The 26,396-nt window shown below is 60.1% G+C and carries 20 protein-coding genes and 1 pseudogene; 2 read left to right on the forward strand and 19 right to left on the reverse strand.

Features of this window, described 5'->3' with window-relative positions; genetic code table 11:
* The first annotated feature begins 2 nt into the window (after nt 1-2).
* Complete coding sequence (locus tag D8U73_RS06415) at nt 3-308, forward strand: chaperone modulator CbpM (protein WP_056852424.1); 306 nt, start codon at nt 3-5, stop codon at nt 306-308.
* A gap of 59 nt (nt 309-367) precedes the next feature.
* Here D8U73_RS06415 and D8U73_RS06420 read toward each other — a convergent pair.
* A pseudogene (locus tag D8U73_RS06420) lies at nt 368-1,183 on the reverse strand (RHS repeat-associated core domain-containing protein); the annotation flags it as partial.
* A gap of 146 nt (nt 1,184-1,329) precedes the next feature.
* Complete coding sequence (locus D8U73_RS06425; protein WP_130903994.1) at nt 1,330-2,457, reverse strand: HAMP domain-containing sensor histidine kinase; 1,128 nt, start codon at nt 2,455-2,457, stop codon at nt 1,330-1,332.
* Between the two features lie 346 nt (nt 2,458-2,803).
* Here D8U73_RS06425 and D8U73_RS06430 point away from each other — a divergent pair, with 346 nt between their 5' ends.
* Nucleotides 2,804-8,101, forward strand: coding sequence for an NEL-type E3 ubiquitin ligase domain-containing protein (locus D8U73_RS06430; protein ID WP_130903995.1), 5,298 nt, complete (start codon nt 2,804-2,806; stop codon nt 8,099-8,101).
* A 102-nt stretch (nt 8,102-8,203) separates the two neighbouring features.
* On the opposite strand, the gene ureC is transcribed toward D8U73_RS06430, so the two are convergent.
* The 17 genes from ureC to D8U73_RS06525 form a co-directional block, all read right to left on the reverse strand.
* Nucleotides 8,204-9,904 carry an urease subunit alpha gene (gene ureC, locus D8U73_RS06435; RefSeq protein ID WP_130903996.1) on the reverse strand — a complete coding sequence of 567 codons (1,701 nt, stop codon included), beginning with the start codon at nt 9,902-9,904 and terminating at the stop codon, nt 8,204-8,206.
* 184 nt (nt 9,905-10,088) lie between these two features.
* Nucleotides 10,089-10,397, reverse strand: a complete 309-nt coding sequence (locus tag D8U73_RS06440; RefSeq protein ID WP_056852428.1) for an urease subunit beta — start codon at nt 10,395-10,397, stop codon at nt 10,089-10,091.
* A complete protein-coding gene (locus D8U73_RS06445; RefSeq protein WP_056852429.1) occupies nt 10,397-10,930 on the reverse strand; it encodes a GNAT family N-acetyltransferase in 534 nt (177 codons plus the stop codon). The genes D8U73_RS06440 and D8U73_RS06445 overlap by 1 nt, the downstream gene beginning before the upstream one ends.
* Before the next feature lie 6 nt (nt 10,931-10,936).
* Nucleotides 10,937-11,470, reverse strand: a complete 534-nt coding sequence (locus tag D8U73_RS06450; protein WP_130903997.1) for a GNAT family N-acetyltransferase — start codon at nt 11,468-11,470, stop codon at nt 10,937-10,939.
* Nucleotides 11,471-11,479: 9 nt separating this feature from the next.
* Complete coding sequence (ureA, locus tag D8U73_RS06455) at nt 11,480-11,782, reverse strand: urease subunit gamma (protein ID WP_056852431.1); 303 nt, start codon at nt 11,780-11,782, stop codon at nt 11,480-11,482.
* A gap of 138 nt (nt 11,783-11,920) precedes the next feature.
* Entirely contained in the window at nt 11,921-12,760 is an 840-nt protein-coding gene (locus tag D8U73_RS06460; RefSeq protein WP_056852432.1) for an urease accessory protein UreD, read from the reverse strand.
* Between the two features lie 148 nt (nt 12,761-12,908).
* Complete coding sequence (gene urtE / locus D8U73_RS06465; RefSeq protein WP_007945247.1) at nt 12,909-13,607, reverse strand: urea ABC transporter ATP-binding subunit UrtE; 699 nt, start codon at nt 13,605-13,607, stop codon at nt 12,909-12,911.
* A 162-nt stretch (nt 13,608-13,769) separates the two neighbouring features.
* A complete protein-coding gene (gene urtD, locus D8U73_RS06475; RefSeq protein ID WP_056852433.1) occupies nt 13,770-14,639 on the reverse strand; it encodes an urea ABC transporter ATP-binding protein UrtD in 870 nt (289 codons plus the stop codon).
* The gene (urtC, locus tag D8U73_RS06480; protein ID WP_056852434.1) at nt 14,636-15,715 is read right to left on the reverse strand and encodes an urea ABC transporter permease subunit UrtC; all 1,080 of its coding nucleotides are present in this window, start codon (nt 15,713-15,715) and stop codon (nt 14,636-14,638) included. The genes urtD and urtC overlap by 4 nt, the downstream gene beginning before the upstream one ends.
* The gene (gene urtB / locus D8U73_RS06485) at nt 15,715-17,217 is read right to left on the reverse strand and encodes an urea ABC transporter permease subunit UrtB (RefSeq protein WP_056852435.1); all 1,503 of its coding nucleotides are present in this window, start codon (nt 17,215-17,217) and stop codon (nt 15,715-15,717) included. Before urtB ends, urtC begins: the two co-directional genes overlap by 1 nt.
* Nucleotides 17,218-17,500: 283 nt before the next feature.
* Nucleotides 17,501-18,766 (reverse strand): urea ABC transporter substrate-binding protein, encoded by a 1,266-nt coding sequence (gene urtA / locus D8U73_RS06495; RefSeq protein WP_056852436.1) that lies wholly within the window; start codon nt 18,764-18,766, stop codon nt 17,501-17,503.
* A gap of 324 nt (nt 18,767-19,090) precedes the next feature.
* Complete coding sequence (locus D8U73_RS06500) at nt 19,091-19,405, reverse strand: hypothetical protein (RefSeq protein ID WP_241668497.1); 315 nt, start codon at nt 19,403-19,405, stop codon at nt 19,091-19,093.
* A gap of 306 nt (nt 19,406-19,711) precedes the next feature.
* The gene (locus D8U73_RS06505; RefSeq protein WP_130903999.1) at nt 19,712-20,722 is read right to left on the reverse strand and encodes an iron ABC transporter permease; all 1,011 of its coding nucleotides are present in this window, start codon (nt 20,720-20,722) and stop codon (nt 19,712-19,714) included.
* Entirely contained in the window at nt 20,719-21,669 is a 951-nt protein-coding gene (locus tag D8U73_RS06510; protein ID WP_130904000.1) for an ABC transporter substrate-binding protein, read from the reverse strand. Before D8U73_RS06510 ends, D8U73_RS06505 begins: the two co-directional genes overlap by 4 nt.
* Complete coding sequence (locus D8U73_RS06515) at nt 21,666-22,454, reverse strand: ABC transporter ATP-binding protein (protein ID WP_130904001.1); 789 nt, start codon at nt 22,452-22,454, stop codon at nt 21,666-21,668. The genes D8U73_RS06510 and D8U73_RS06515 overlap by 4 nt, the downstream gene beginning before the upstream one ends.
* Before the next feature lie 202 nt (nt 22,455-22,656).
* Entirely contained in the window at nt 22,657-24,036 is a 1,380-nt protein-coding gene (locus D8U73_RS06520) for a PepSY domain-containing protein (RefSeq protein WP_130904002.1), read from the reverse strand.
* Nucleotides 24,037-24,146: 110 nt separating this feature from the next.
* Entirely contained in the window at nt 24,147-26,264 is a 2,118-nt protein-coding gene (locus tag D8U73_RS06525) for a TonB-dependent copper receptor (RefSeq protein WP_130904003.1), read from the reverse strand.
* Between the last annotated feature and the right edge of the window lie 132 nt (nt 26,265-26,396).

Here is a 26,396-nt window from a genome sequence, read left to right on the forward strand (position 1 = left end):
TCATGAGCAACCCCCTGATCGTTCAACTGGACCTGGCAGAATTCTGTGAGGCGACCGATTTGTCGGACGTCTACGTGATCGAAATCGTCGAGCACGGCATCCTCGAACCTCAGGGCACCGTGCCCAGGGACTGGCGTTTCACCGATTACGAACTGACCCTGGCCAAACGCGCCGCCAAGCTGCGGCGCGATCTGGAGCTGGATTGGGAAGGCGTCGCCCTGGCGCTGGACCTGTTGGAAGAGGTCCAGCAACTGCGGGCGGAGAACCGGATGTTGAAGCAGCGGTTGGGGCGGTTGGTGGTGGAGTAGACCAATGTTGATGTAAGTGAAGTAACTTCGACGCTGCCCTGTGTGATGCTGTTGGTGCCTTACGTTAGTCTCAGAAGCTCGGAGTACTTTGCCAAGTCCACACGTTCGACATCGTCAGGATCAATAGTAGAGACGGAACGATACTCATCGGCAGTAAGTTCACGAATATGTTGGGAAGCTCTCTTCGGCTTAGTGGACCTGTCAACATAGGGAGCAGAAGGTGATTGGCTTGCCAAACTTGATGTCGAACCACTTCCAGCGGAGCGTTCTCGTTGAGCCATTTGTTCATATGTCATCATCTCTTTCGGTAGAGGAGATGATGACTGAGGAGTCCAGGTTCGCCGCGAAGGCAAAGCCTGGAAAATTGGCTCGCCAGTACTTTCATCCAGTGGAAAGGACGAAACGGTTGACTCTTCAATAGTTCCCGGTAAAGCGGGAAGCGGACGTTTTACTACAGGGGGAGTATCGGGCTTGATAAGTGGGCTAAGGCTCGATGTACTGGGTGCTGATGTCAAAGTCTTAGGCGTTTTTTTCGTAAAAAATTTTAAAATTTTCTTGGGCATATGCCCCGTCGGATCCGAATAATTCACCGGATCTCCCACGCAATACACATACGCATTCAACCCGCCCTTGCCAAATGGGCTCAAACTATCCGGGCTATGAAAACGCATCAACGCCGGGTTATAAGCCCTGTAGCCATTACCCAACAGATACCAGCCCATGCGAGCCTCGCGCAGCTCACCGTTAAAACCCAGCCGCCCGCTAATCGCCTGCCACCCGGATTGTTCACCATAGGCTGAATACGCAATTGAGCTTGTCTTGCCGTCCACTGCTTCGGCGAGCACCGAGTTTTTGCTGTCGGTGGCCAGCAGGAGAATATGTGACTGGCGCAAAGGGTAATTACTGCTGACGGAGCGGGACATCGCGAGGCCTGCCTTTCATATTGAATGTGTGCTCCAGTTTTACTCAGGCGGCCAGGACTTGGAAACTATCAGAACTGATAGTGCGGTGCCCCCGGCTTTCAGACATTCCTGGGCAATACCACCGTAAACAACGTGCCATCGGCCTCATTGGAAGTGACGTCGATCGTGCCCCTATGGGCATCGACCACTTCCTTGACGATAAACAAGCCCAACCCAAGACTGGTGGTGGGCTCGCCGAGCTCTTCGCTGGCGCTGCGTACCAGCGGGTCGAAAATCGTCGGGATCGCGTCGGCGGGAATCGGGATTCCGTCATTGTGCACCGTCAGTTGGACGCTGTTTTGCTCCCCCCTGATCGTCACGGTCACCTGGCGTTTGTCCGAGCCATGCTGGAGCGCGTTGCCGATCAGGTTTTGCAGCATTTGATCCAGCCGTCGCGAGTCCCACACGCCCTTGGTGTCTCCGAGAATATTCAGGATCGGATCACATTCCGGTTGCGCGGCACATGCCCGGGCAATGGCTTCCTGTGCCGTTTCGGCCAGGTCCATGGGCGCGGGCTCGATGGGCAGGCTCTTGCCCAGACGGCTGCGCACCAGTTCCAGCAAGTCGTTGACCATCATCACCATGTGCCCGGTGCCGCGTTTGATGTTGCCCGCGCATTTCAACGCATCACCTTCGAGGGCGGCTTTACGCAGCAGCATTTCAGTAGACATGCTCACCGCTTGCAAAGGTGAACGCAGGTCGTGTCCGAGGACGGCGAGGAAAATGTCCCGCGAGCGATTGACCCTTTCGGCATAGGCGGCCGTGGACTCGGCCAGGGCTTCGTCGATGGCTTCATTGAAACGAATCATGTCCTGGAAATAGGTCATGTCGGGGGATTCGAGGCTGTCGACCCACAGACGGATCACACAGGCGCGCAAGTGGCGAAATTCGCTGGTCATCTGCACCAGATCGAAACCCACGGTGTGACGCAGTTCGCCGTGACTGGCGCCGGCCTCATCCAGGCTCGGAGTTTTTTCCGGGCCTTCGCCTTTGGCCTTGGCCGCTTGTTCATCGGGCGTTTGAGGCTTGCTCATGTCCCGTGCGGCGGCCAGCAGGATCGCCCGCGAATGGTCGCGTAGCGCGGCGCTGTCCATGAGATCGGCCGCGGGGGTGATGGTTTCGGCGAACAGCTCCCATTCATCGACGATTCGATCAACGTTCAGCACGATGAACTCGGAAAGACGCATGGCAATTTCCTGAACATGAACAAGGGAGACCGATTCGAATAGTAGCCCCTTTGGCGAGAAATACACGACCGCTCATGCCGAGGCAAAACCCGTCGACATCGCACCGCCGAAACCGGGCCTGTGAATGACAATCGAGCGATCGAGGGCATTTCCGGGCTAATAACAGCATGTCGCCGGCGGCGGGCATAGTTGGCAGGCGTGTGGTGTTATTTATATATGTGCAACTCTTTGATGTTCGAAGGGTTATTCAGTTTTACCCAGAGGAGTTCAGCAGGTTTTTAGTCTTTTGTTTTATGTCTGGCGGCTTAAGCTGAAGGCTTCTCGGGTTGTTCTGGATTGTAAGTCAATGGATGAGTTACAGAATATTAATGAAGTTTCAAGTTCGTCGTTGTCACCGGCGCAAAACAACGGTGTTCATTATGAGCGTATTGTTCAGGTGCTTCCGCCCGCCATAAAAACGGCGCCGCCAGCGAGGGTATCGAGGCTTGCCAGCACCACGGTCTCGACACCGGGCTGGTATCTGAAAGCTTCCGCCGTCGATCGGCAATACCTCAAGGAGTTGATCGACAAGCGCTGGTTGTTGCAGCGACTGGTGGAGGCGCCGTTGCAAGACCTGCAACAGGACATCAGAGCGTTTGCCAAACCCTTGCTGTCCCAGTTGATGAGTTCGAACTTCAACAGTCATGACGACGTCGGCCAGTTGACCCTTAAACTGTATGTGCCGGACAAAATCATCTTCGGTATCGATCGCGGTGCCAGCCATATGCGTGAGTCCACCTTGTTGGACGCGGCGCTGCATAACTTCGAAGAGCCGGAAACCGCCGCTGATTATTTCAGGAGTGGTTCCGGTGTTTACCGCAGCGACTTGCGAGGGGAACCGTCGCTGATACCGTCGATGTCAGTCAGCAAAATCGCCAGGCTGTGTCGCCGGCTGGACGTCGGCGCCCAGTATCAAAACCATCTGAAATCCCTGCTGCTGCCGGCCGACACGCAGCAAAGGCAAGTACTGGAGCAGCGCGGTGCGGCCAGTGAGAAAGCGGCGTTTGAACTGGCTTCACTGATTGCCCTGTTGAAAGACGATATCAGTTCGTATGCCTACGGTGTCCTGCGTGATGTTCGCGACAATAAAAGCGCCATCAGTTTCCATCACCGACCGCTGCATCGACATCGGCTGTCCCTGATGGGCTTTTCGCTGCACGGTGTGGTGTTGTTCAGCGCCGAGGGCGACGGCGGCAAAATCCAGGCTGCCGTGGAGGCCCTGGCGCCTGATGAGCGTGCTGCCTGGCTCAACCTGTCAAGCATGTTATCGGTGGTATTGCCAGGCAACGACATCGACAAGTTCAAACTGCTGCAGGCGTTTTTCGCCAACGGCCCTACCGGGGTCAGCGAAGAGATGCTGCGCCAGCGGGACATCTATAAACAAAACCGCTTGAGCGGCCCGGTGATTGCCTATGTACCGGACGACCCAGTGCACCCTTTGAAAGAATACGCTTCGCTGACGGACTTCATGAAAGTGCTGATCAGCCAGCTGCGTGAGCCGGACTATCAGGCATTCTTCAGCCGTTTCGTGGCGCAGAAAGACAAGGGCCGGTTCTTTGCCCGGGTCAGGGAACGGCTGAGCCGGATAACCTGGCAGCAACGCGAACCGCTGGACATGGGGCCATGGTGGCGGGAAACCGCGGTCGAGAATCCGAATGCCGAACCCGTCACCCACCGACTGTCCGGTGAGCTGTGGGCACAGCTGTACCGGCTCAAACGTGACAAGGCGATCAGCGATGCTCGGGTCATCGCGGTGCCGACCGGCGATGAAGACGCCACCACCCGCTGGAAACGCCTGACCAGCTATCTGGACATTGGCTGGAACCTGTTCAACTTTGCCGCGATGTTGGTTCCAGGGCTGGGCGAAGCCATGCTGGCGTTGATGGTGGCGCAGATTGGCGAAGAGCTGCTGGAGGGAATCGAGGACTGGAGCAAGGGCGATCGGGACGAAGCATCGACGCACATCAACTCGGTCTTGATCAACTTTGCGCAACTGGCCTTGATGGCCACCGGGCATGTCTTGCCCAGCGGCGCCCGGGTGGCGGTCACACCCAGCCCGATGATCGACAGCCTCAAACCGGTGGAGCTGCCCGATGGCAAGACCCGCCTCTGGAAACCGGATCTGGCGCCTTATGAGCAGTCGGCGATGCTGCCGGCAGAGGCCAGGCCCAATGATCTGGGGATTTATCAGTACAACGATCAGCAGTGGCTGCGCCTGGAGAAAAAGCATTATCGGGTGCGCCAGGACCCGGTGACGGGCGAGCATCGTCTGCAGCATCCGACCCGGCCAAGTGCCTATCAGCCCAGGGTGGAGCACAATAATGCCGGCGCCTGGAAAGCTGAAACCGAGCACCCCTTGAGGTGGGACGCGACTCAACTGATGTCTCGCCTGGACAACTCACTGGATAATTACTCGGCATCTACCCTGGCCAAGATCCAGCAAGTGAGCGGCGTTGAAGAGGGGCTGTTGCGCCGGTTGCATGTTGAACATGAAACGCCGCCTGCGCTGTTGCGCGATACGTTGACACGTTTCAATACCTATGCGGACGCGCAACGCTATCCCGAGCAAATCCTGTCGGATCAGGTGTCGGAGGAAATGTCCGGTTTTCTGCCGGCGACGCTGGTTGAGCTGCCGCGCTGGCCGGAGTCCCGGGCCCTGGAGGTGTTTGAACGCGATGACCGCACCGGTGCGTCCGTCAAACATGGCAACACCCTGGCCGCTGAGCCACAGACCCTCAAAATCAGCCGCTCGGAGTTGGTGGCCGGGAAACTGCCTGAACGGGTGATTGAGTCGCTGGACACGGCTGAACTTCGCGAGATGCTGGGTGCGAAGGTCGCCAATGACACGTCCTCACGGATCGACGCGCTGCGCAGTCGCCTGGCCATGCAGGCGCGCAAGCAACAAAAGCGTCTGTTCGACGCACTCTACAAGAGCCGCGATGTGTCCGGCAGCGCGCAAGTGCGTTTGCTGGTGGATGATTTTGCGCAGCTGCCCGCCAGCGTCGCGCAAGAATTACTCGAGAGTGCCGAGCCTGCGGACCTGCAGCATCTGACCGAGAAACGCCGCCTGCCGCTGCGTTTGCGCCGGCAGGCCCGCCTGGCGCAGGAGCACGTGCGCTTGAACCGGGCCTATGAGGGGCTTTACCTCGATGAACTGGTAAGTGCCGATACCCGCCGGCTCGAACTCGCCACGCTGGCCAGCCTGCCCGGTTGGTCGACGCAAGTGCGGATCGAAATTCGTCATCTGGGATTTTCCGGGGATTTGCTCGCCAGCGTGGGGCCGGCGCAGGCACCGATCCGTAAGGTGCTGGTGCTGGACGAAGATGGCCTCTACCAGGCGCGTGACGCAAATGATCACCACTTGCACGGTACCGACGACCTCTATGCTTCGGTGCTGCATGCGCTGCCTGACAATGAGCGCAACGCACTGGGTTATGACATTCACGAAAATGCACGGCTCAAGGAAGCGGTGCGGCGTTCGCCACTGAGCCATGAGCAGTTCGAGCCGATTCTGCTGGAGCAGCCGATCCGTAAACCGTTGTACGACCTGCAAGCCATGCGTTTGCCAGGTGGAATGTTGGGGTATTTGCGTGAACTCGTTGGCGGGCGTGCTGAGCAAAGTCCGCAGGCGCGGATACGAAGGCTCTATCCCGCTTTCACGGAGCAAGAGTCCACTGCGTTGCTGGAGCGTTTCAACCGCCAAGGGATACTGGTCGACCTGCAGCTTGAAGCACTTGAACTTGAATTCGAACGGTTGAGCTCAACGCTCAAGCGATGGGTGAACTCGCCGACCCGGGATTTCCGTTTTAGCCCCAGTGGCTTCGACGAACGGAACGCGAGGAGTCAGTTCGCCCGCAAGATCAGGCAATGCTGGCAACGCACGGGGCCAAAACAGTTCGACTCATTCGGCAATGTGATTGGAGAGAAACTGGACTTGAGCAGCTTTCCTCTGAACCTGCATTTCAAAAACATGCCGGCGCTGGAAGGCAATTTCGACCATGTCACTTATCTGAAGATGTTCAACTGCGGCGTGACCGATGCGCAACAATCCTTTCTTCAGCCGTTTCGCAAGTTGCGCGCCCTGGACCTTGGCAACAATCGACTGACGGCTTTGCCGCGACACATCGCCCAGATGCCGCACCTCAATTTCCTCGAGCTCTCGGGCAACCGGATTGTGCTGATGGCCTCCGATGTCGACGTGCTCGGTCGCTGCACGAAGCTGCAAACCCTGGGGCTGGCAGGAAACCCGTTGGGTCTGCTGCCGAACATCAGTCGCATGCCCGACCTGCATACGCTGCTGCTGTACGACACCGGCGCGACCACGTGGCCTGCGGGGCTCTTCGACCTTCCACGCCCCCGGCATATCCATCTTGACCTGCAACGCAACGTGCTTACGCACATACCCGAAGTCACCCCGGGTTCGGTCGATGCAGAGTTACTGGCGCGTACGTTGCTCAGCCGCCAGCCGCCCTTCATGTCAGCCGAAAACCTGGAACGGCTCAAGGAGTACATCAGGTCGACAGGGCTGGACCCCGATCGCCCGTACCCTCCCCGGGGCGTGCGTGACACCCTGCAATGGCAGCAAGGCATTACCTTTGACCAATGGGTACAAAATCAAATGCTCTGGGATGCGCTTGAAGATGAGTTCAACTCGCACGGTTTCTTCGACGAGATCAGGCGCCTGACCCAATCGGCAGACTTCACCGCGGGCGGCGCCTATCGAACCGATCTGACGGCCAAGGTGTGGCGAATGATCGAGACCATGGCGAGGGACGCTGAGCTGCGCACAAAATTTTTCAGCGAAGCGTCGATGCGCACCCAATGCGTGGATGGCGCGACCCAGCTGTTCAATGTTCTGGGGGTCGATGTGCTGGTCCAGGAAGCCCTCGAACTGGGCAACGCCAGTTTGATCGAAACGCAGTTGGTCGAATTGGCCCGGGGCAAGAGCCGCCTGGATGAAATCGAGCGAATCGCCCGTCGTCATATCATCGACCGCGAAGCCGCGGGCGAGCGATTTCGACGCATCGATGAGGAAGGCAATGTGACCGGAACCATCGATGAGGTCGAGGTCCATCTCGCCTTCATGACGGACCTGGCGGAGCGCCTTAACCTGCCCTGGCAGGCGCGCGGTATGCAGTTTCGCCAGATCGCAGGCGTTACCAGTGAAATGATCGAGGACGCCTACCAGCGGGTCCTGGGGCTGGAGGAGGGCGATCTGCTGCGTGATTCGATTGCCGAGCAGCCGTTTTGGCGGACCTATGTGCAGCGCTCGAATCGCGCACGGTTCAGGGTCTTTGATCGCAAGACGGAAGCGACGACCGAGTTCAAAGTCGCTCTGGATGATCGTGCCGCCGGTTCGGACCTGACGCTCAAGGAAAGAGAGAAGCTGAAGGAAGACATCAGGGTGCTGGCCGCTGAACTGGGTAAACCTGAAAGCGCCTTCGAGCCGGGGAAAGTCGTGACCGATGAAGTGTTTGCCGCAGAGCTTGACCTGATCAGGGACGAGCGCGAAACCCTCCTCAAGCAATTGACTCAGCAAGCCATGGACCGGGCAAAACTGCGCCGGGTTGAACCGCCTGCCTTTACGCTCGAGACCACTGACTGACACGGTTCTGTTCTTCGATGTGAAGGCGCAACCAGCGCATCCATAGATGCCATTAAAACCCTGAGTGATCGCGCACTCAGGGTTTTTTCTTGCCTTGAATGTTCAGAAGAGGAAATAGCGCTGCGCCATCGGCAACACATCCGCCGGCTCACACCACAACAACTCGCCGTCAGCCTTGACCTGATAGGTCTGCGGATCGACGTCGATGTTCGGCAAGTAGTCGTTGTGGATCAGGTCGGTTTTCTGCACGTCGCGACAGCCTTTGACCACGGCGATTTTCTTCTTCAATCCCAGGACTTCGGGCAATCCGGCGTCATGTGCCGCCTGGCTGATGAAGGTCATGCTGGTGGCATGCAATGAGCCGCCGAAGCTGGCGAACATCGGGCGGTAGTGCACCGGTTGCGGCGTCGGAATTGAAGCGTTGGCGTCGCCCATCAGGCTGGCCGCAATGGCACCACCCTTGAGGATCAGCGTCGGTTTGACGCCGAAGAATGCCGGGCGCCAAAGCACCAGGTCGGCCCATTTGCCCACTTCCACCGAGCCCACTTCGTGACTGATGCCGTGGGTGATCGCCGGGTTGATGGTGTACTTGGCGATGTAGCGTTTGGCGCGGAAGTTGTCGTTGCCTGTGCCGTCACCCGCCAGCGGCCCGCGCTGTTTTTTCATCTTGTCGGCGGTCTGCCAGGTGCGCGTGATGACTTCGCCGACACGACCCATGGCCTGGCTGTCGGAGCTGATCATCGAGAACGCACCGAGGTCGTGGAGGATGTCTTCGGCAGCAATGGTCTCGCGGCGAATGCGGCTTTCAGCGAAGGCCACGTCTTCGGCAATGCTCGGGTCAAGGTGATGGCAGACCATCAGCATGTCGAGGTGTTCGTCGATGGTGTTACGGGTGAACGGTCGGGTCGGGTTGGTCGAACTCGGTAGCACGTTGGCGAAGCCGCAGGCCTTGATGATGTCCGGTGCGTGACCGCCACCGGCACCTTCGGTGTGATAGGTGTGGATGGTGCGGCCCTTGAAAGCGGCGAGGGTGGTTTCGACGAAGCCTGATTCGTTGAGGGTGTCGGTGTGGATCGCCACCTGCACGTCGAACTGATCGGCGACGCTCAGGCAGTTGTCGATGCTTGCCGGGGTGGTGCCCCAGTCTTCATGCAACTTGAGGCCGATGGCGCCGGCCTTGACCTGCTCGATCAACGGCTCCGGCAAGCTGGCGTTGCCTTTGCCGGTGAGGCCGATGTTCATCGGGAACGCATCGGCGGCCTGGAGCATGCGCGCCAGGTGCCATGGCCCGGAGGTGCAGGTGGTGGCGTTGGTGCCGGTGGCCGGACCGGTGCCGCCGCCGATCATGGTGGTGACGCCGCTCATCAGCGCCTCTTCGATCTGCTGCGGGCAGATGAAGTGGATATGGGTGTCGATGCCGCCGGCGGTGAGGATCATGCCTTCGCCCGCGATGACTTCGGTGCTGGCCCCGATGGCAATGGTCACGTCCGGTTGCACGTCCGGATTGCCGGCCTTGCCGATGCCGGCGATGCGCCCGTCCTTGAGGCCGACGTCAGCTTTGACGATGCCCCAGTGATCGATGATCAGCGCATTGGTGATCAACGTGTCGACCACTTCGGCGGCCAGCAATTGGCTCTGGCCCTGACCATCGCGGATCACCTTGCCGCCGCCGAACTTCACTTCTTCGCCATAAGTGGTGAAGTCTTTTTCCACTTCGATCCACAGTTCGGTGTCGGCCAGGCGCACCTTGTCGCCGACGGTGGGGCCGAACATGTCGGCGTAGGCTTGTCTTGAGATTTTCATGCGCTTGCCTTGTAAATGATGGGTGTCAACCTGCGATCCATTGTGGCGAGGGAGCTTGCTCCCGTTGGGCTGCGCAACAGCCGTGAAACCTGCAATCGGATATCGTCAGGTACACCCCATGTTTCTGATTAGCGAGCGCTTCGCACTCGAGCGGGAGCAAACTCCCTCGCCACAGGGGAACATTTCAGTCGAGATTGCCCATGACCCTGCCGGCAAACCCGAACACCCGACGATGCCCCGCCAGATCCACCAACTCGACGTCGCGACTCTGCCCCGGTTCAAAGCGCACGGCAGTGCCGGCGGGGATGTTCAGGCGCATGCCGCGGCTGGCGGTGCGGTCGAAGGTCAACGCGTCGTTGGTTTCGAAAAAGTGGTAATGCGAACCGACCTGGATCGGCCGGTCGCCACTGTTGGCCACGGTCAGGCTGATGGTGCGGCGACCGGCGTTGAGTTCGATGTCGCCGGGCTGGATCTGGTATTCACCGGGAATCATCAATGGGCTCCTTGGAGAATCTTGTAGTAGAGGGCGGTGGGCTTGTAACGGCCGCTCGGGTCGCAGGCGTAATCGGGGATTTCCCCGGCGCGGGTGTAGCCCAGGGCTTTGTAGAAATCCTCAGCGGGCGAGCCGGCTTCAGTGTCGAGGTAGAGCATGCCGCGCTTGTGTTGCAAGGCGGCCTGTTCCAATGCGGTCATCAACTGTTGGCCCAGGCCACGACGTCGCGCATGTTCGCGCACCAGCAATTTCTGCACTTCGGCGCGGTTCAGGCCATTGGCTTTGCGGCACAGGCCCAGTTGCACGCTGGCTTGCACCTGTTCGTCCTTGACCACCACCCACAGCAACAAATTGCCTTTGTTGAGATTGTCCTGAACCTCATCGAAATAGGCGTGGGCCTGCGTGGCATCAAGGTCGGCCATGAAGCCGACACTGGCGCCATAGCCGACGGCATCGAGCAGCAGATCAATCAGGCCCTGACGGTAGTGCGCAAAGCTTTCTACATTGACGCGTCGCAGTTGGGCGGGATTCATGAGCGATCACTCCTTGTGGGCGGCAGGTGGCTGTGCGCCAGGATTGAGGGTCAGTTGCATGAAGGTCAGGTCCAGCCAGCGCCCGAATTTGGTACCCACTTGTGGCATCTGCCCGGTGGTGACGAAACCGATGCGCTCATGCAAGCGGATCGAGGCGGTGTTGCCACTTTCGATGGCCGCGACCATGACGTGTTTGCCGCAACCTCGGGCGCGCGCTACCAGCACGTCCATGAGTTGCGGCCCCAGGCCATTGCCGCGTTGATCGCTGCGTACGTAGACCGAGTGCTCGACGGTGTGGCGGAAGCCGTCGAATGGGCGCCAGTCGCCGAAAGAAGCGTAGCCCAGTACGGCGTCGTCCATATCGACGATTACCAGGATCGGATACGCCTGCGCCTGTCGGGCGTGGAACCAGGCCTGACGGTTGTCGAGGTCCACGACATGTTCGTTCCAGATCGCGGTGGTGTTGAGCACGGCGTCGTTGTAAATATCGCGGATCGCCGCAAGATCGGCATGCACGGCATCGCGGATGTGGTAAGTCATGGCGGGACCTCAGGCGATCGGTTGGTGGACGGTGACCAGTTTGGTGCCATCGGGGAACGTCGCTTCGACCTGGATCTCCGCAATCATCTCCGGGATACCCTCCATTACTTGTTCGCGGCTGAGCAAGGTGGTGCCCAAGTGCATCAGTTCGGCCACGGTTCGACCATCGCGCGCGCCTTCGAGCAGCGCCGCGGAAATGTAGGCCATGGCTTCCGGGTAATTGAGTTTCACACCGCGCGCCAAACGCCGCTCGGCGACGAGGCCGGCGGTGAAGATCAGCAGCTTGTCTTTTTCACGTGGGGTCAGGTCCATTGGTGCAATCCATCAGGGCAGATTAAAAGGTATTCGGGCATGTAAACACGAACCCTGTGGGAGCTGGCTTGCCAGCGATGGGGACCTCGATGCCGCCAAAAGCATCGCTGGCAAGCCAGCTCCCACAGGGTTCGGTGTTCAGGTGTTCCAGATGCGTGGTGGCATGGCTTCGCGATCCAAAAGGGCTGGGCGCAGCAACTTCCACAATTCAATCAGCCAGCCCCGTGCCAGCAATGCCTCACTGGCCAGGCATCGAGCCACCAGCAACCCGGGCAACTGGGTCAGGTCCCCGCGCACTTCGTTGGGCAGCGAGCGGCATTTCTCCAGCAACTCACTATCTATCTCGCCAGTCACCAACAAGGTGCCGAACACCGGTTGCCCATCCAGCCCGATCGGCGAATCGAGCAGACCGTCATTGCCGACAATGCGCTGGCGTTCATGCCAGAGCAACTGGCCGTCGCGACGGATCTCGAGTTGCGCCTGAAAGTGCCCGAGGTCGAAACGCTCACCGCTGGCCGGACGGCCCAGGGCCACCACATCCCAGTAGAACAGACGGGCATCGCCTTCAAGCTCGACAGAGGTGCTGAGCTCGGCCTGCGCTGCACTGAAAATGATCGTTTCCTGGGGCAGCCATTCCAGTGTCGCACCGGCGGCTACTTTCAAGTCCAGCCGCTGATAGGCAGGGCCTGCCGCGCGATACCACTTGGCTGCCCCGGGACTGGTGATTTGCGCCCAGGCGCGGGAACCGACATCGGCCGAAATGTTCAGGCGATCACCGCCGGCAATCCCGCCCGGCGGGTGGACGATGATGTGCTGGCAGACTTCGGGACCTTCGGCATACAGGTGTTTTTGCACCCGCAGCGGGCCTTTGTGCCGGCGCTGGACCGGGCGCGTGGCGTCGTTGAACCGGGCGTAGCCCAGTTCCAGCTCGGCATGCCAACTGGGGGTAAACGAAATGCCGGATGCGGGAAGAGTCATGGTCAATGCTTTTCGGGAGTTCGACAGCAGGGTTGCAAAGGCTGTGCCGCAGGTATTTATCCGCAAGAGCAGGATTGTTAAGGCGCGCCGCGCACCAGCAAGGGGCGCGGCGCAACGAGGAGTGCGACAAATTGGTGCTTGGAATGACTCAGATCGTGACCAGTCCGCGCACGCCTTCCGCTTCCATGTTCTCGCCGCGACCCTGTTGCACGATTTCGCCCCGGGACATCACCAGGTATTGATCGGCCAGTTCGGCGGCGAAATCGTAGAACTGCTCCACCAGCAGAATGGCCATGTCGCCACGGGCAGCGAGTTTCTTGATCACTGCGCCGATCTCCTTGATTACCGAGGGCTGGATGCCTTCGGTGGGCTCATCGAGGATCAGCAGGCGTGGGCGGCTGGCCAGTGCGCGACCAATGGCCAGTTGCTGTTGCTGACCACCGGAAAGGTCGCCACCGCGGCGTTGCTTCATCTGCAGCAGCACCGGGAACAATTCGTAGATGAACGCCGGGACTTCTTTCGCTTCACTGCCTGGAAAGCGTGAAAGACCCATCAGCAGGTTTTCTTCCACGGTCAGGCGGCCGAAGATTTCCCGGCCTTGCGGCACGTAGGCGATGCCGGCGTGCACCCGTTGGTGCGGCTTGAAGGCGGTGATCGGTTTACCTTCCCAATTGACCGCACCTTCCTTGGCCGGCAGCAGCCCCATCAGGCATTTGAGCAACGTGGTCTTGCCCACGCCGTTACGCCCGAGCAGGCAGGTGACTTCACCGACCTTCACCTCAAACGTCAGGCCGCGCAGGATGTGGCTACCGCCATAATATTGGTGCAGCTTGTCGACTTGTAGCATGTCCATGTTCTCCCCGTGATCGTTCCCACGCTCTGCGTGGGAATGCATTCCGTGACGCTCAGCGTCACCATGCGCAGGACTTGAGCCCTGCATTGTCAGCGGGACGCGGAGCGTCCCAGGCGGCATTCCCACGCGGAGCATGGGAACGATCAATTCGCAAAATCAGCGACCGAGGTAGACCTCGATCACCCGCTCGTTGTCCTGCACCTGCGCAAGCGACCCTTCGGCCAACACGCTGCCCTGATGCAACACGGTGACGTGGTCGGCAATCGAGCCGACGAAGCCCATATCGTGTTCCACCACCATCAGCGAATGCTTGCCGGCCAGGGTCTTGAACAGCTCGGCGGTGAATTCGGTTTCGGCGTCGGTCATGCCCGCGACCGGTTCGTCGAGCAGCAGCAGTTGTGGGTCCTGCATCAGCAACATGCCGATCTCCAGAAACTGCTTTTGCCCGTGTGACAGCAACCCGGCGGGGCGATTGACCGACGCGGTCAGGCGAATGGTATCGAGCACTTCGGCGATGCGATCCTTTTGCTCACCATTGAGCCGCGCCCGCAGGCTGGCCCACACCGACTTGTCGGTTTTCTGCGCCAGCTCCAGATTCTCAAAAACGCTCAGGGCCTCGAACACTGTGGGCTTCTGGAACTTGCGACCGATACCGGCCTGGGCGATCTGCACTTCGCTCATCTGTGTCAGGTCCAGGGTTTCGCCAAACCAGGCCTTGCCGTGGCTGGGCCTGGTCTTGCCGGTGATCACGTCCATCAACGTGGTCTTGCCCGCGCCGTTTGGGCCGATGATGCAGCGCAGTTCGCCGACGCCGATGTACAGGTTCAGATCGTTCAGGGCCTTGAAGCCATCGAAGCTGACGCTGATGTCTTCCAGGGTCAGGATGGTGCCGTGGCGGGTGTTCAGGCCCTTGCCGGCGCGTTGACCAAGGCCGATGGTGTCGCGGCTGGTGCCGGCGTCCTTGTTGGGCTCCACGGGGAAGAACGCGGGTTCGAGCATGAATTGCGCCGTCGCAGTGACTCTCATTGCTCACCTCTCTTTTTCAGCAAACCGATCACGCCTTTGGGCAAATACAAGGTCACGACAATGAACAGCGCACCGAGGAAGAACAGCCAATACTCGGGGAACGCCACGGTGAACCAGCTCTTCATGCCGTTGACCACGCCGGCACCGAGCAACGGACCGATCAAGGTGCCACGACCGCCGAGGGCCACCCACACCGCCGCTTCAATCGAGTTGGTCGGCGACATTTCACTCGGGTTGATGATGCCGACTTGCGGCACATACAACGCGCCGGCCAAACCGCATAGCACAGCGCTCAACACCCACACGAACAACTTGAAACCACGCGGATCGTAGCCACAGAACATCAAGCGATTCTCCGCATCGCGCAGCGCGGTCAGCACTCGGCCGAACTTGCTTTGCGCCAGCCGCCAGCCGATGTACAGGCTCGCCACCAGCAACAGCACCGTGGCGAAAAACAGCACGGCGCGGGTGCCGGGTTCAGTAATGCCGAAGCCGAGAATCGTGCGGAAGTTGGTGAAGCCGTTGTTGCCACCGAAGCCGGTTTCGTTGCGGAAAAACAGCAGCATCCCGGCGAAGGTCAGGGCCTGGGTCATGATCGAGAAATACACGCCCTTGATCCGCGAACGGAAGGCGAAGAAGCCGAATACCAGAGCCAGCAACCCCGGCGCCAGAACGACCAGGCACAGGGTCCAGAGAAAGCTGCTGGTGCCGGTCCAGAACCACGGCAGCTCGGTCCACGACAGGAACGTCATGAACGCCGGCAAGCCATCTCCCGAGGCCTGGCGCATCAGGTACATGCCCATCGCGTAACCGCCGAGGGCGAAGAACAGACCATGGCCCAGGGACAGCAGGCCGGCGTAACCCCAGACCAGGTCCAGCGCCAGGGCAACGATGGCGTAGCAGAGTATCTTGCCCACCAGCGTCAGCGTGTAGGCGGATACATGCAACGTGCTGTCCACCGGTAGCAACGACAGCAGCGGCAATGCCAGCAGCAGGGCGAGGATCACCGCGCCGACAGCGATCGTGACTTTCGGGCCGGCCTTTTGGGTAGCCGTGACAATCAGAGGCTGGTTCATCAGTCGATCACCCGTCCTTTCAGTGCAAAGAGACCTTGCGGACGTTTCTGGATGAACAGAATGATCAGCGCGAGGATGAGGATCTTGCCGAGCACGGCGCCGATCTGCGGTTCGAGAATCTTGTTGGCGATCCCCAGGCCAAACGCGGCGAACACGCTGCCGGCCAATTGCCCGACGCCGCCGAGCACCACCACCAGGAACGAGTCGATGATGTAGCTCTGGCCCAGATCCGGGCCGACGTTGCCGATCTGGCTCAGCGCAACGCCACCCAGACCGGCAATGCCCGAACCGAGGCCGAAGGCGAGCATGTCCACGCGTCCGGTGGGCACGCCGCAACAGGCCGCCATGTTGCGGTTCTGGGTGACGGCGCGCACGTTCAGGCCCAGGCGTGTCTTGTTCAGCAGCAGCCAGGTCAGCACCACCACAAACAGGGCGAACGCGATGATGACGATGCGGTTGTACGGTAGAACCAGATTGGGCAGCACTTGAATGCCGCCCGACAGCCATGCGGGGTTGGCCACTTCAACGTTCTGCGCGCCGAACACCAGACGCACCAGTTGAATCAGCATCAGGCTGATGCCCCAGGTGGCGAGCAGGGTCTCCAGTGGGCGGCCATAGAGGTGGCGAATCACCGTACGCTCCAGCGCCATGCCGATGGCGGCGGTGACAAAAAAGGCCACGGGCAAGGCTATCAGTGGATAGAACTCAATGGCCTGCGGCGCGTAGCGCTGGAACATCAATTGCACGACGTAGGTCGAGTAGGCACCGAGCATCAGCATTTCGCCGTGGGCCATGTTGATCACGCCGAGCAGGCCGAAGGTGATCGCCAGGCCCAACGCCGCGAGCAGCAGAATCGAACCCAGCGACATGCCGCTGAAGGCCTGGCCCACAAGCTCGCCGATCAGCAGTTTGCGTTTGACCTGGGCCAGGCTGGTTTCGGCCGCTGTGCGTACAGTGGCATCGGTTTCAACGGCGGGATCGAGCAAGCCTTCGAGCCGGGTGCGGGCCAGCGGGTCACCGGTTTCACCGAGCAGGCGCACAGCGGCCAGCCGCACAGCCGGGTCGGCATCGACCAATTGCAGGTTGGCCAGGGCAAGGCTCAGTGCGGCATGGACGCTTTCGTCCTGTTCGCCAGCAAGCTGCTGGTCGAGGAATTTCAACTGCGCCGGTTTGGCGCTTTTCTGTAGTTGCTGTGCAGCGGCCAGACGCAGTCTGGCGTCGGCGGCGAGCAACTGATGGCTGGCCAGGGCGGTGTCGATCAACCCCCGCAAGCGATTGTTCAGGCGCAAGGTTTTCGGTTGGCCGTCGACGGTCAATACACCTTGTTGCAGGGCATTGATCAGCTCGACGCGGACCGGATCGGGCTGCGCGGCCCATGCTTCGAGCAACTTGGCTTGCTGCACGGGATTGGCGGCGACGAAGTCTTCGGCGTCGCCGGCGTGAGTGGCCATCGGCAGCAACAACGCGAGGGCGAGGAGAAAGCGGTAGAGGGCAGTGGGCATAGAGAGTCGCCTTGCTCGGACTAATGTGAAGGCTGGCTCTTGTGGCGAGGGAGCTTGCTCCCGCTGGGACGCGAAGCGGCCCCAAAAAAGGACTGCTGCGCAGTCCAACGGGAGCAAGCTCCCTCGCCACAAAAACCGCTCCCACTGGGGGTTGGTTTTGATCGTTCCCACGCTCCGCGTGGGAATGCAGCCCGGGACGCTCCGCGTCCCTGAAGCGGACGCAGAGCGTCCGTTGAGGCATTCCCACGCAGAGCGTGGGAACGATCAGGTTGAGCGGGATAACTCAGTTGCTCTTCACCGCATACTCCGGCTTCTTGTCGTTGCCCGGAATGAACGGGCTCCACGGCTGGGCGCGGATCGGGCCTTCGGTCTGCCATACGACGTTGAACTGACCGTCGGCCTGGATCTCGCCGATCATCACCGGCTTGTGCAGGTGGTGGTTGGTCTTGTCCATGGTCAGGGTGTAGCCGGACGGTGCGGCGAAGGTCTGGCCGCCGAGGGCTTCACGGACTTTGTCGACGTCGGTGGATTTGGCTTTTTCAGCGGCCTGCGCCCACATGTGGATGCCGACGTAAGTGGCCTCCATCGGGTCGTTGGTCACGGCTTTGTCAGCGCCTGGCAGGTTGTGTTTCTTGGCGTAGGCTTTCCAGTCGGCAACGAATTTCTTGTTCGCCGGGTTCTCCACCGATTCGAAGTAGTTCCACGCCGCGAGGTTGCCCACCAGCGGTTTGGTGTCGATGCCGCGCAGTTCTTCTTCGCCCACCGAGAACGCCACGACTGGAACGTCGGTGGCTTTGAGCCCCTGGTTGGCCAATTCTTTGTAGAACGGCACGTTGGAGTCACCGTTGACGGTGGAGATGACCGCCGTCTTGCCGCCGGCCGAGAACTTCTTGATGTTGGCGACGATGGTTTGATAGTCGCTGTGACCGAACGGCGTGTAGACCTCTTCGATGTCCTTGTCGGCCACACCTTTGGAGTGCAGGAACGAACGCAGGATTTTGTTGGTGGTGCGCGGGTAGACGTAGTCAGTGCCGAGCAGGAAGTATCGCTTGGCGCTGCCGCCTTCTTCACTCATCAAATATTCAACGGCGGGGATCGCTTGCTGGTTCGGCGCGGCGCCGGTGTAGAACACGTTCGGCGACATCTCTTCGCCTTCGTACTGAACCGGATAGAACAGCAGGCCATTGAGCTCTTCGAACACCGGCAGTACCGATTTGCGTGACACCGAAGTCCAGCAACCGAACACCACGGCGACCTTGTCCTGGGTCAGCAGCTGGCGGCCCTTTTCGGCGAACAGCGGCCAGTTGGACGCAGGGTCCACGACCACCGGCTCCAGCATCTTGCCGTTCACGCCGCCCTTGGCATTGATCTCGTCGATGGTCATCAGCGCCATGTCTTTGAGCGACGTTTCGGAGATCGCCATGGTGCCGGACAACGAATGCAGAATACCGACCTTGATGGTCTCGGCAGCCTGGACGGTCCAGGTCATGCCCATCGCGGCAATGCTTGCCGAAAGTGTGAAAGCCTTGATCAAACTGCGACGCTTCATTGTGCGATCTCCATGAACTTATGAATTTTCTTGGGTGGCAGATGCGGACTACTGAAGGGTCTTTAGCAAGGGCTGTGCCCGGTCGGGCAAAGGTAGGAAAATGTCGGTTTAGAGCGATTGAGCGTTGGCGGGATGCACCATGAGAGAACGCTGTTGGCGCGCTGGTGCAGGTGGCCGCGCCAGATTGGGGCGAGCCGTGCCGATCGAACTGTAGGCGCGAGCCTGCTCGCGATAGCGGTAGATCAGACAACATCTGCGCTGGCTGAAAGATCGCCACCGCGAGCAGGATTCAACAGTGGGTATCAGTTTTGTAAGCGACGAGTGTCAGCTTTTGATGCAGGTTTCAAAACCATGTCCGCCACCTTCGTACTCCGGGCCGTAGTAGTACTTGGTGAATGAAGTTTTCCCGTCAGGCGTGGACGCGATGTTCGCTATCCCGACACCGTAGTCCTTGAGCGACGGGTCGGTATGGGCAAAGTAAATCGCCAGGGAATTCAAGTTGGCGGCGGCAAACCCGTCATACCGCGAGTTGTCGGGCAATGTCAGGGTAAAACCGTAGGCGCCATGTTCGCCGGTACTTTGTTCGGCATTGAGTTTCATGTCGACAACCCCTTCAAACGGGCCGATATGACTGTCCATTCCGGTACATTGGTATCGGCCGCTGTAGTCAACGCCAGTAAAGGGTGGCTTGGCTGCCCATGCAGGCGTTGAAACAAGTGCGATGGCTATGATGAGTTTTTTTAACATGGTTACCTCTTTCCGCTCCTGTAAGAATTATGACGGTTAAGGTGTAGGAATAATCGTCATTAATGTGCGCAAGTTTTTTATTATGTAACTTGCTGGAGCGGAGTATGAGCGTGGTCATGGATTTGTTAAGTGCCAACTCAATACGAGACTTTTCCAGACCTCCATGTGGTTTTTAGTTTGTTTTAATTAAACATGATGTTAACGACGTCGCATCAAACCGATGAAAAACAAGCCGCCAATCGCGGCGGTGGCCACGCCGATGGGCAAGTCTTCGGGCGCGATCAGCGTCCGGGCGGCGACGTCGACCCATACCAGAAACACGCTGCCGAGCAGTACGCACACCGGCAGCAATCTACGGTGTTCCGCGCCGACCAGTCGCCGCGCAATATGCGGCACCATCAACCCGACAAAACCAATGGAGCCGCTGATAGACACCAGCACCCCGGTCATCAGCGAAGCGATCACGAACACTCGCAACCTCTCGGATCGCGCATTCAATCCCAGCGTCACGGCAGTCTGCTCGCCGGCCATCAACGCATTGAGCGGTCGAGCCATGCCCAGCAGCAGCACCAACCCAATCAACACGCTGGCGGCGGGCACCGCGAGCAATTCCCAGCGCGCCAGCCCGAGACCACCGAGCATCCAGAACATCACCGCCGAACTGGCGCGATGGTCGCCCATGAACAGCAGCAAGTTGGCCACCGCCATCATCACGAACGACACCGCCACGCCGCACAGCAGCAGGCGTTCACTTTCGAGTCGACCGTGGCGGCTGGCGATCATCAGCACCACCAGCATGCTCAACAATGCACCGATGAATGCTGCAATCGGCAAGGTCAGCAAGCCAACGATTTCACCGACATGCAACATCACGATCACCGCGCCCAGGGTTGCGCCGGAGGTGACTCCCAGCAGATGCGGATCGGCCAGCGGATTGCGGGTCGCCGCTTGCAGCACCGCGCCGACCAGCGCCAACCCGGCGCCGACCAGCGCACCGAGCAACATGCGCGGTACGCGGATCAGCCAGACGATATGTGCCTGCCCGGCGCTCCACTCCTGCACACCAACGCCGAACAACTTGTGCAGGAGAATCCGCCAGACTACGTCCACCGGCACCCGCGCCGGGCCGAATCCCAGCGATACCACGCACGACACCAGCAGCAGCGCGCCAAGGGCCATCAGCAACAAGGCGTAGCGACGATTGATCATGCGCCGTGCAAACCCTTGGCCAGGGTTTCCACCGCCAGGACGTTGTCGATCCCCGGAGTGGCCTGCACGTAGGGAATGACGATGAAGCGTTGGTGCTTGATCGCGTCCACCGATTGCAGCGCCTTGTTGCTGCGCAGGAATTCAATCTTCTGTTCGGCGGTGACTTCGCCATAGTCGACGATCACGATCACCTGCGGGTTGCGCTCAACCACGTTCTCCCAGTTGACCCGGGTCCAGCTCGCGTCGACATCGGCGAGAATGTTTTGCCCGCCGGCGGCATCGATCAGCGCTTGCGGCATGCCCAGGCGACCGGACGTCATGGCCCGGTCTTCACCGCTGTCATAGAGAAAGACCCTGGGCTTATCGGCGGGCAGACCTTTGCGAATCCTGCTGACTTGCGCCTGCATTTCACTGATCACGGCATCGGCGCGATCCTGCACGTCGAAAATCCTGCCGAGGTTGCGCAGGTCGTTGTATGTGTCTTCGAGGCTGGCCGGTGGACGCTTCATCACGAATGCGCAGGACTCGGTCAGTTCGTAGACATTGATGCCCAACGGTTGCAGGGTCTGTGGAGTGAGGTCACCGCCGACACGCATGCCGTAATCCCAACCGGCGAAGAAGAAATCGACATTGGCGTTGAGCAGGGTTTCCACCGACGGGTACTTGGCCGCCAGCTCCGGCAAGCCGTCGAGGATGCTCTGCATCTGTGGCGTCACCGCTTTCCAGCCACTGACGCCGCTGTACCCGACCATCTGTGGCTTGAGGCCAAGGGCGAGCATCATTTGGGTCATGTTGATGTCGTGGCTGACCGCGTGTTTCGGCGCCTGCTGGAAGGTCACTTGACGATTGCAGCTCTGCACCGTCAACGGGTAATGCGTGGGCTCGGCATACGCCTGGGCGCTGCCCAGCAACACCGCGAGGGAAAGACTGGAACGCAGCAGATTCATGGTTGGGTTATCCAGGTAATACGGGGGTAGCCGTGCAAGGGATGTTCATCGATCAACGCTTCGACGCCGAACACGTTACGCAACAACGCGGCGTTGAGGACTTCTTTCGGTGTGCCGCAAGCGACGATGCGGCCGTGATCGATCACGTACAGCCGATCGCAGAACGCCGCGGCCAGATTCAGGTCATGGATGCTCGCCAGGGTGCCGATCTTCAAGCGCTTGACCAACTGCAACAGCTCCAGCTGATAGCGCGGATCAAGGTGATTGGTCGGCTCGTCGAGGATCAGCAGTTGCGGTTGCTGGGCCAACGCACGGGCCAGGATCACCCGCTGCTTTTCACCGCCGGACAGGGTGGTAAACGCATGGTCTTCGAAGCCCTTGAGGCCAACTGATTCCAGAGCGTGGAGGGCGAGGTTTCGATCCTCGACAGTGTCGCCATCGAACAGGCCTTTGTGCGGCGTGCGCCCCATGGCGACGACTTCTTCGACGGTCAGCCCGAAGGCATCGGGAAACTCCTGCAGCACCACGGCGATGCGTTGCGCGCACCAGCGCGAGGATTGCTTCCAGACGTTGTGATGGCCGAGCCCGACCTCGCCGCTTTGCGGTTTGCTGAAGCGCCACGCACAACGCAACAGGCTGGTCTTGCCACTGCCGTTAGGGCCGATCAACCCGACAAACTCACCGGCGGCCACGCGCAGCGAGGCATCACGCAGCTGGAACTGGTGATGACAATGGCCGTGACCAAGGGGAGACCAGGAAATATTTGTGAGGTTCAGCGAAGTCATGCAGTGACTCTTTAGGTGAAGCGAACGGACCCTTCGCTGGCAAGCCAGCTCCCACAGGTGTTATGTCGATCACAAAAATTGCGTAAGACATGGACCCTGTGGGAGCAGGCTTGCCCGCGATGAGGCCAGCAAGTAACCCTGAGTTGCCAGGATGACGCGCGGGCAGTTTACAGGGCCAAGGCTCCCGCGCATCTCGCCTGACTCACGATGAAGATGAGGCGCTTTCAGTTTCCCGGATGAAGCGCGACAGCACCAGGCGATCGAGCACCCACACCACTACCAGCGAAGCGCCCACCAGCGGAAATGCCACCGCCAATGCGAACATGATGACCATCGCGGTTTTCCACTTTGGCAGATCATGACGCAGCGGCGGAACACCGAGCTTGCCTTGCGGGCGACGCTTCCACCAGATCACCACCCCGCTGACGGCGCTGAGCAGGATCATCAGGCAGATCAGCAGCACGATGATCTGGTTGACCACACCGAACATCTTGCCTTCGTGCAGCATCACGCCGATTTCCGTGGCGCGAGCGACGGCGCCGTAATGCTCGTAGCGCACATCGGCGAGGACCTTGCCGGTGTACTGGTCGACGTGCAGCGTGGCGTCATTGCGCGGGTCGTCGGCGAACACCGCGATGGTGAAAACACCGGTGGCGGTCGTCGGCAAGGTGATGCTGTAACCCGGCTCGACCTTGCCTTGGGTGGCGATGTTCTGCACGTCCTGCAGGCTGATGGTCGGTGCCGCCGGGCCAGCCTGGGCACCACCGTGGGCCATGTGTTCGGCGTGAGCGCCGGACATCGGCATCGGTGTGTTTTCCATGGCCCAAGGGACAGTCTGGCGCGTGGCACTGTTGAGGCTGCGCGCTTCGACGTCGGATTTCGGTACGTCGTCCCACATCGCCGCCGGAAACACGTTCCACACGGCCGCATATTGTTGGCCCCAGAACCCGGTCCAGGTCATGCCGCTCAGCAGCATCACCAACAACAGGGATGCGCCCCAGAATCCGGTGACGGCGTGCAAGTCGCGCCACAGCACGCGGCCACGACTACTGAGGCGCGGCCACAAGATGCCCGCAGCCTGACCGCGCGGCCACCACAAGAACACCCCGGAAACCACCAGCACCACGCCCCACCCGGCAGCCAGTTCCACCAGTCGGTCACCGACGGTACCGATCATCAGTTCGCCGTGGATCGCCCGGGCAATGGCTTGCAGGTTCTTCCTGGCGTCCTGTTCGCCAAGAATGTCGCCATGGTACGGATCGACGAACACATTCAGCTCGGTGCCGTCTTTGATCACGACAAACTGGGCGCTGCGCTCGGCGTTGACCGGTGGCAGGTATTGCTTGATCGTCGCTTGTGGATACGAGTCCTTTACGCGTTTGAGCAAGTCATCGGCCGGGATCGTGTGATGGCCGGCCGGGACGTTGAGCAGGCTGCTGTACATCAGCGAGTCGAGCTGCGGTTTGAACAGATAAATCGTGCCGGTCAGCGCCAGCATTACCATGAATGGCGCAACGAACAATCCGGCATAGAAATGCCAGCGCCAGGCCAGGTTGTAGAAATTCACTTTGGGCTGTTTCATCACGTGTGCTCCGCTTGGCTGGATCTTTTAGTTGTTTGTTTTGCGGTTGCTGCGCAACCGATCGCGGGCAAGCCTCGCTCCTACAGGGGAGCGGGCTGCCCGCGAAGCATTCAAAAGCTCATGTCCACCTTGGTCCAGAGCGTGCGCCCCGGCTCCTTTATGGCTTGCGGGTCATTGGCCGGGTAGCCGAAACCGGCGTTGCCGGCCAGGTTCAAGTGTTCGGCGTACGCCTTGCCGAACAGGTTGTCGATGCCGCTGCTGACCTTCCAGTGGCTGTTGATCCGATAGGCGCCGTTGAGGGAGAACACGCCGAAGCCCGGCGTCTTGTCGAAGTCCTTGCCAACCACGTTGCCTTTGTTCTGGTCGATACGGTTTTGCGCGGCGACCACTCTCCACAGTGCGCCAGCGCTCCAGTTGTCTTCGCTGTAGGTCAGGCCAAAACGCGCATCCAGCGGCGGCATTTGCGGCAATGCACTGCCATCGCTGCTGTTCTTGCCCCAGGCGTAGGCCAGGGTCGCATCGGCTTTCCAGTGTTCGGTGAAGTTGTAGGCGGCGCCCAATTCGCCACCCATGATCCGCGCGTTGATGTTCTCGGCTTGCGAGGTCGTGCCCATCATTGTCGGGGTGTAGTTGAACAGGATGTAGTCGTGCACCTGACCGACATAAGCCGAAGCCCAGGCTTCGAGGTCTTCGGTCTTGTATTGCAGGCCGAAGTCGAGCTGGGTGGTCTTTTCCGGTTTGATCGAGTCGAAGGCATTCACCGAACCGGCGGGGCCGGACTTGGGTGAAAACAGCTCCCAGTAATCCGGGAACCGCTGGGTGTGCCCCAGGCCCGCATACAGCGTGGTCGGGCTGTCGGCCAAGTCGTGTTCGTAGCGGATGAAACCGCTGGGCAGGGTGTCCGCGCGGGTGTCATCGGCAGTCGGGTTCGGCCGGGTCATCATTCCTGAACCGGTGGTCTGCCGGTAATCCTTGGCCGAAGCGCGGTCCAGGCGTGCACCGCTGATCAATCGGTCACGCTCGGCGGCGTACCAGGTCAATTCGCCGAACACCCCGTAGTTATGGAAGTCGGCATCCTTGGTGTAGGGCAGGTCCTTGTAGGCGTCGACACCCATGGCGCTGCGCTGGCGATGTTCGTTGGTCTGCGCGTCGATGCCACTGATCAACTGCACATCGGCCCAGCGCCAGGTGCCCTTGATTCGCGCGCCGAGGGTCCGGCGGTCGACATTGGACGCCATTGGCCCGGCCATCATCCCGGTACCGGACGGCGTGCGCAGGGTGTAGTTGTCCATCACGTGGTCGGCGTAGTTGTAATAGACCTGGGCTTCGAGCTTTTCCAGTACGTCGCTGAGGTTGGATTTCTCGAAGCGCAGGCCCAGGCTTTCGCGCTTGAATTGTGAACCGTCCATGCCGCGACCGGCGTACCGGGCCTCGCCGTCACCCTTGCCTGCGGTCAGCTCCAGCAGGGTATCGGCGTCCGGGGTCCAGCCCAGTGCGACATCGCCGTTCCATTTGTCATAACGCGAGGCGACGGTGTCGTTGTTGCCGTCCTTGTAATCGTCGGCCTGGGCGGTGTTGCCAATCACCCGCACGTAGCCCAGTGGCCCGCCAGCAGCGGCGTCCAGCACTTTATCGAAACGGCCATTGGAGCCGGCCAGCACACTGGCGTTAACCCGCGTGCCGAGTTCGCCGAAGCTTTCCGGTTCGCGATCGAAGAGGATGGTGCCGGCCGAAGCCCCCGGTCCCCAAAGTACGGTCTGCGGGCCTTTGATGACCGTAAGCTTGTCGTAGGTTTCCGGTGAGATGTAGGAGGTGGGGGCGTCCATCCGCCCTGGGCAAGCGCCAAGCATCATGCCGCCGTTGGTGAGAATGTTCAGGCGCGAACCGAACATGCCCCGCAGCACCGGATCGCCGTTGGTACCGCCATTGCGCACCTGGGCGAATCCCGGGATGGTTTTCAGATAATCCGAACCATCGCTGGCCGGCACCGGTTGCCGCGGGTCTTTCGGATTGGTGACGATGGTCAGCGGCGAACTCGGGGCAATGGCGGTGATGACCGTCGGGCTCAGTTCTTCAGTATGACCTGGGTGTTCATCGGCCAGCACCGAAGGTGTCAGCAAGGCCCCGCACAGAATGGCGGTGGCGTGCCTGAAACGAATCATGGATTCGTTCGGGGTAAAAGACACTTGGGCAGGGCTCAAGCGTGTGTCAGCAGAAAACCTGGACATTGCAATTTCCATCGAGCAGTCGTAAACGACACGGCGGACAACCAGAGCTGTCTTCTCAACCGTGTGAAATCAGAGGTGGCTGTTTACGCGACGATGGGCGGGGCGCGGGTGCGGGCACCGGGGAAAAAGGTT

The organism is Pseudomonas sp. Sample_22 (assembly GCF_004307635.1).
Taxonomy (GTDB): Bacteria; Pseudomonadota; Gammaproteobacteria; order Pseudomonadales; family Pseudomonadaceae; genus Aquipseudomonas.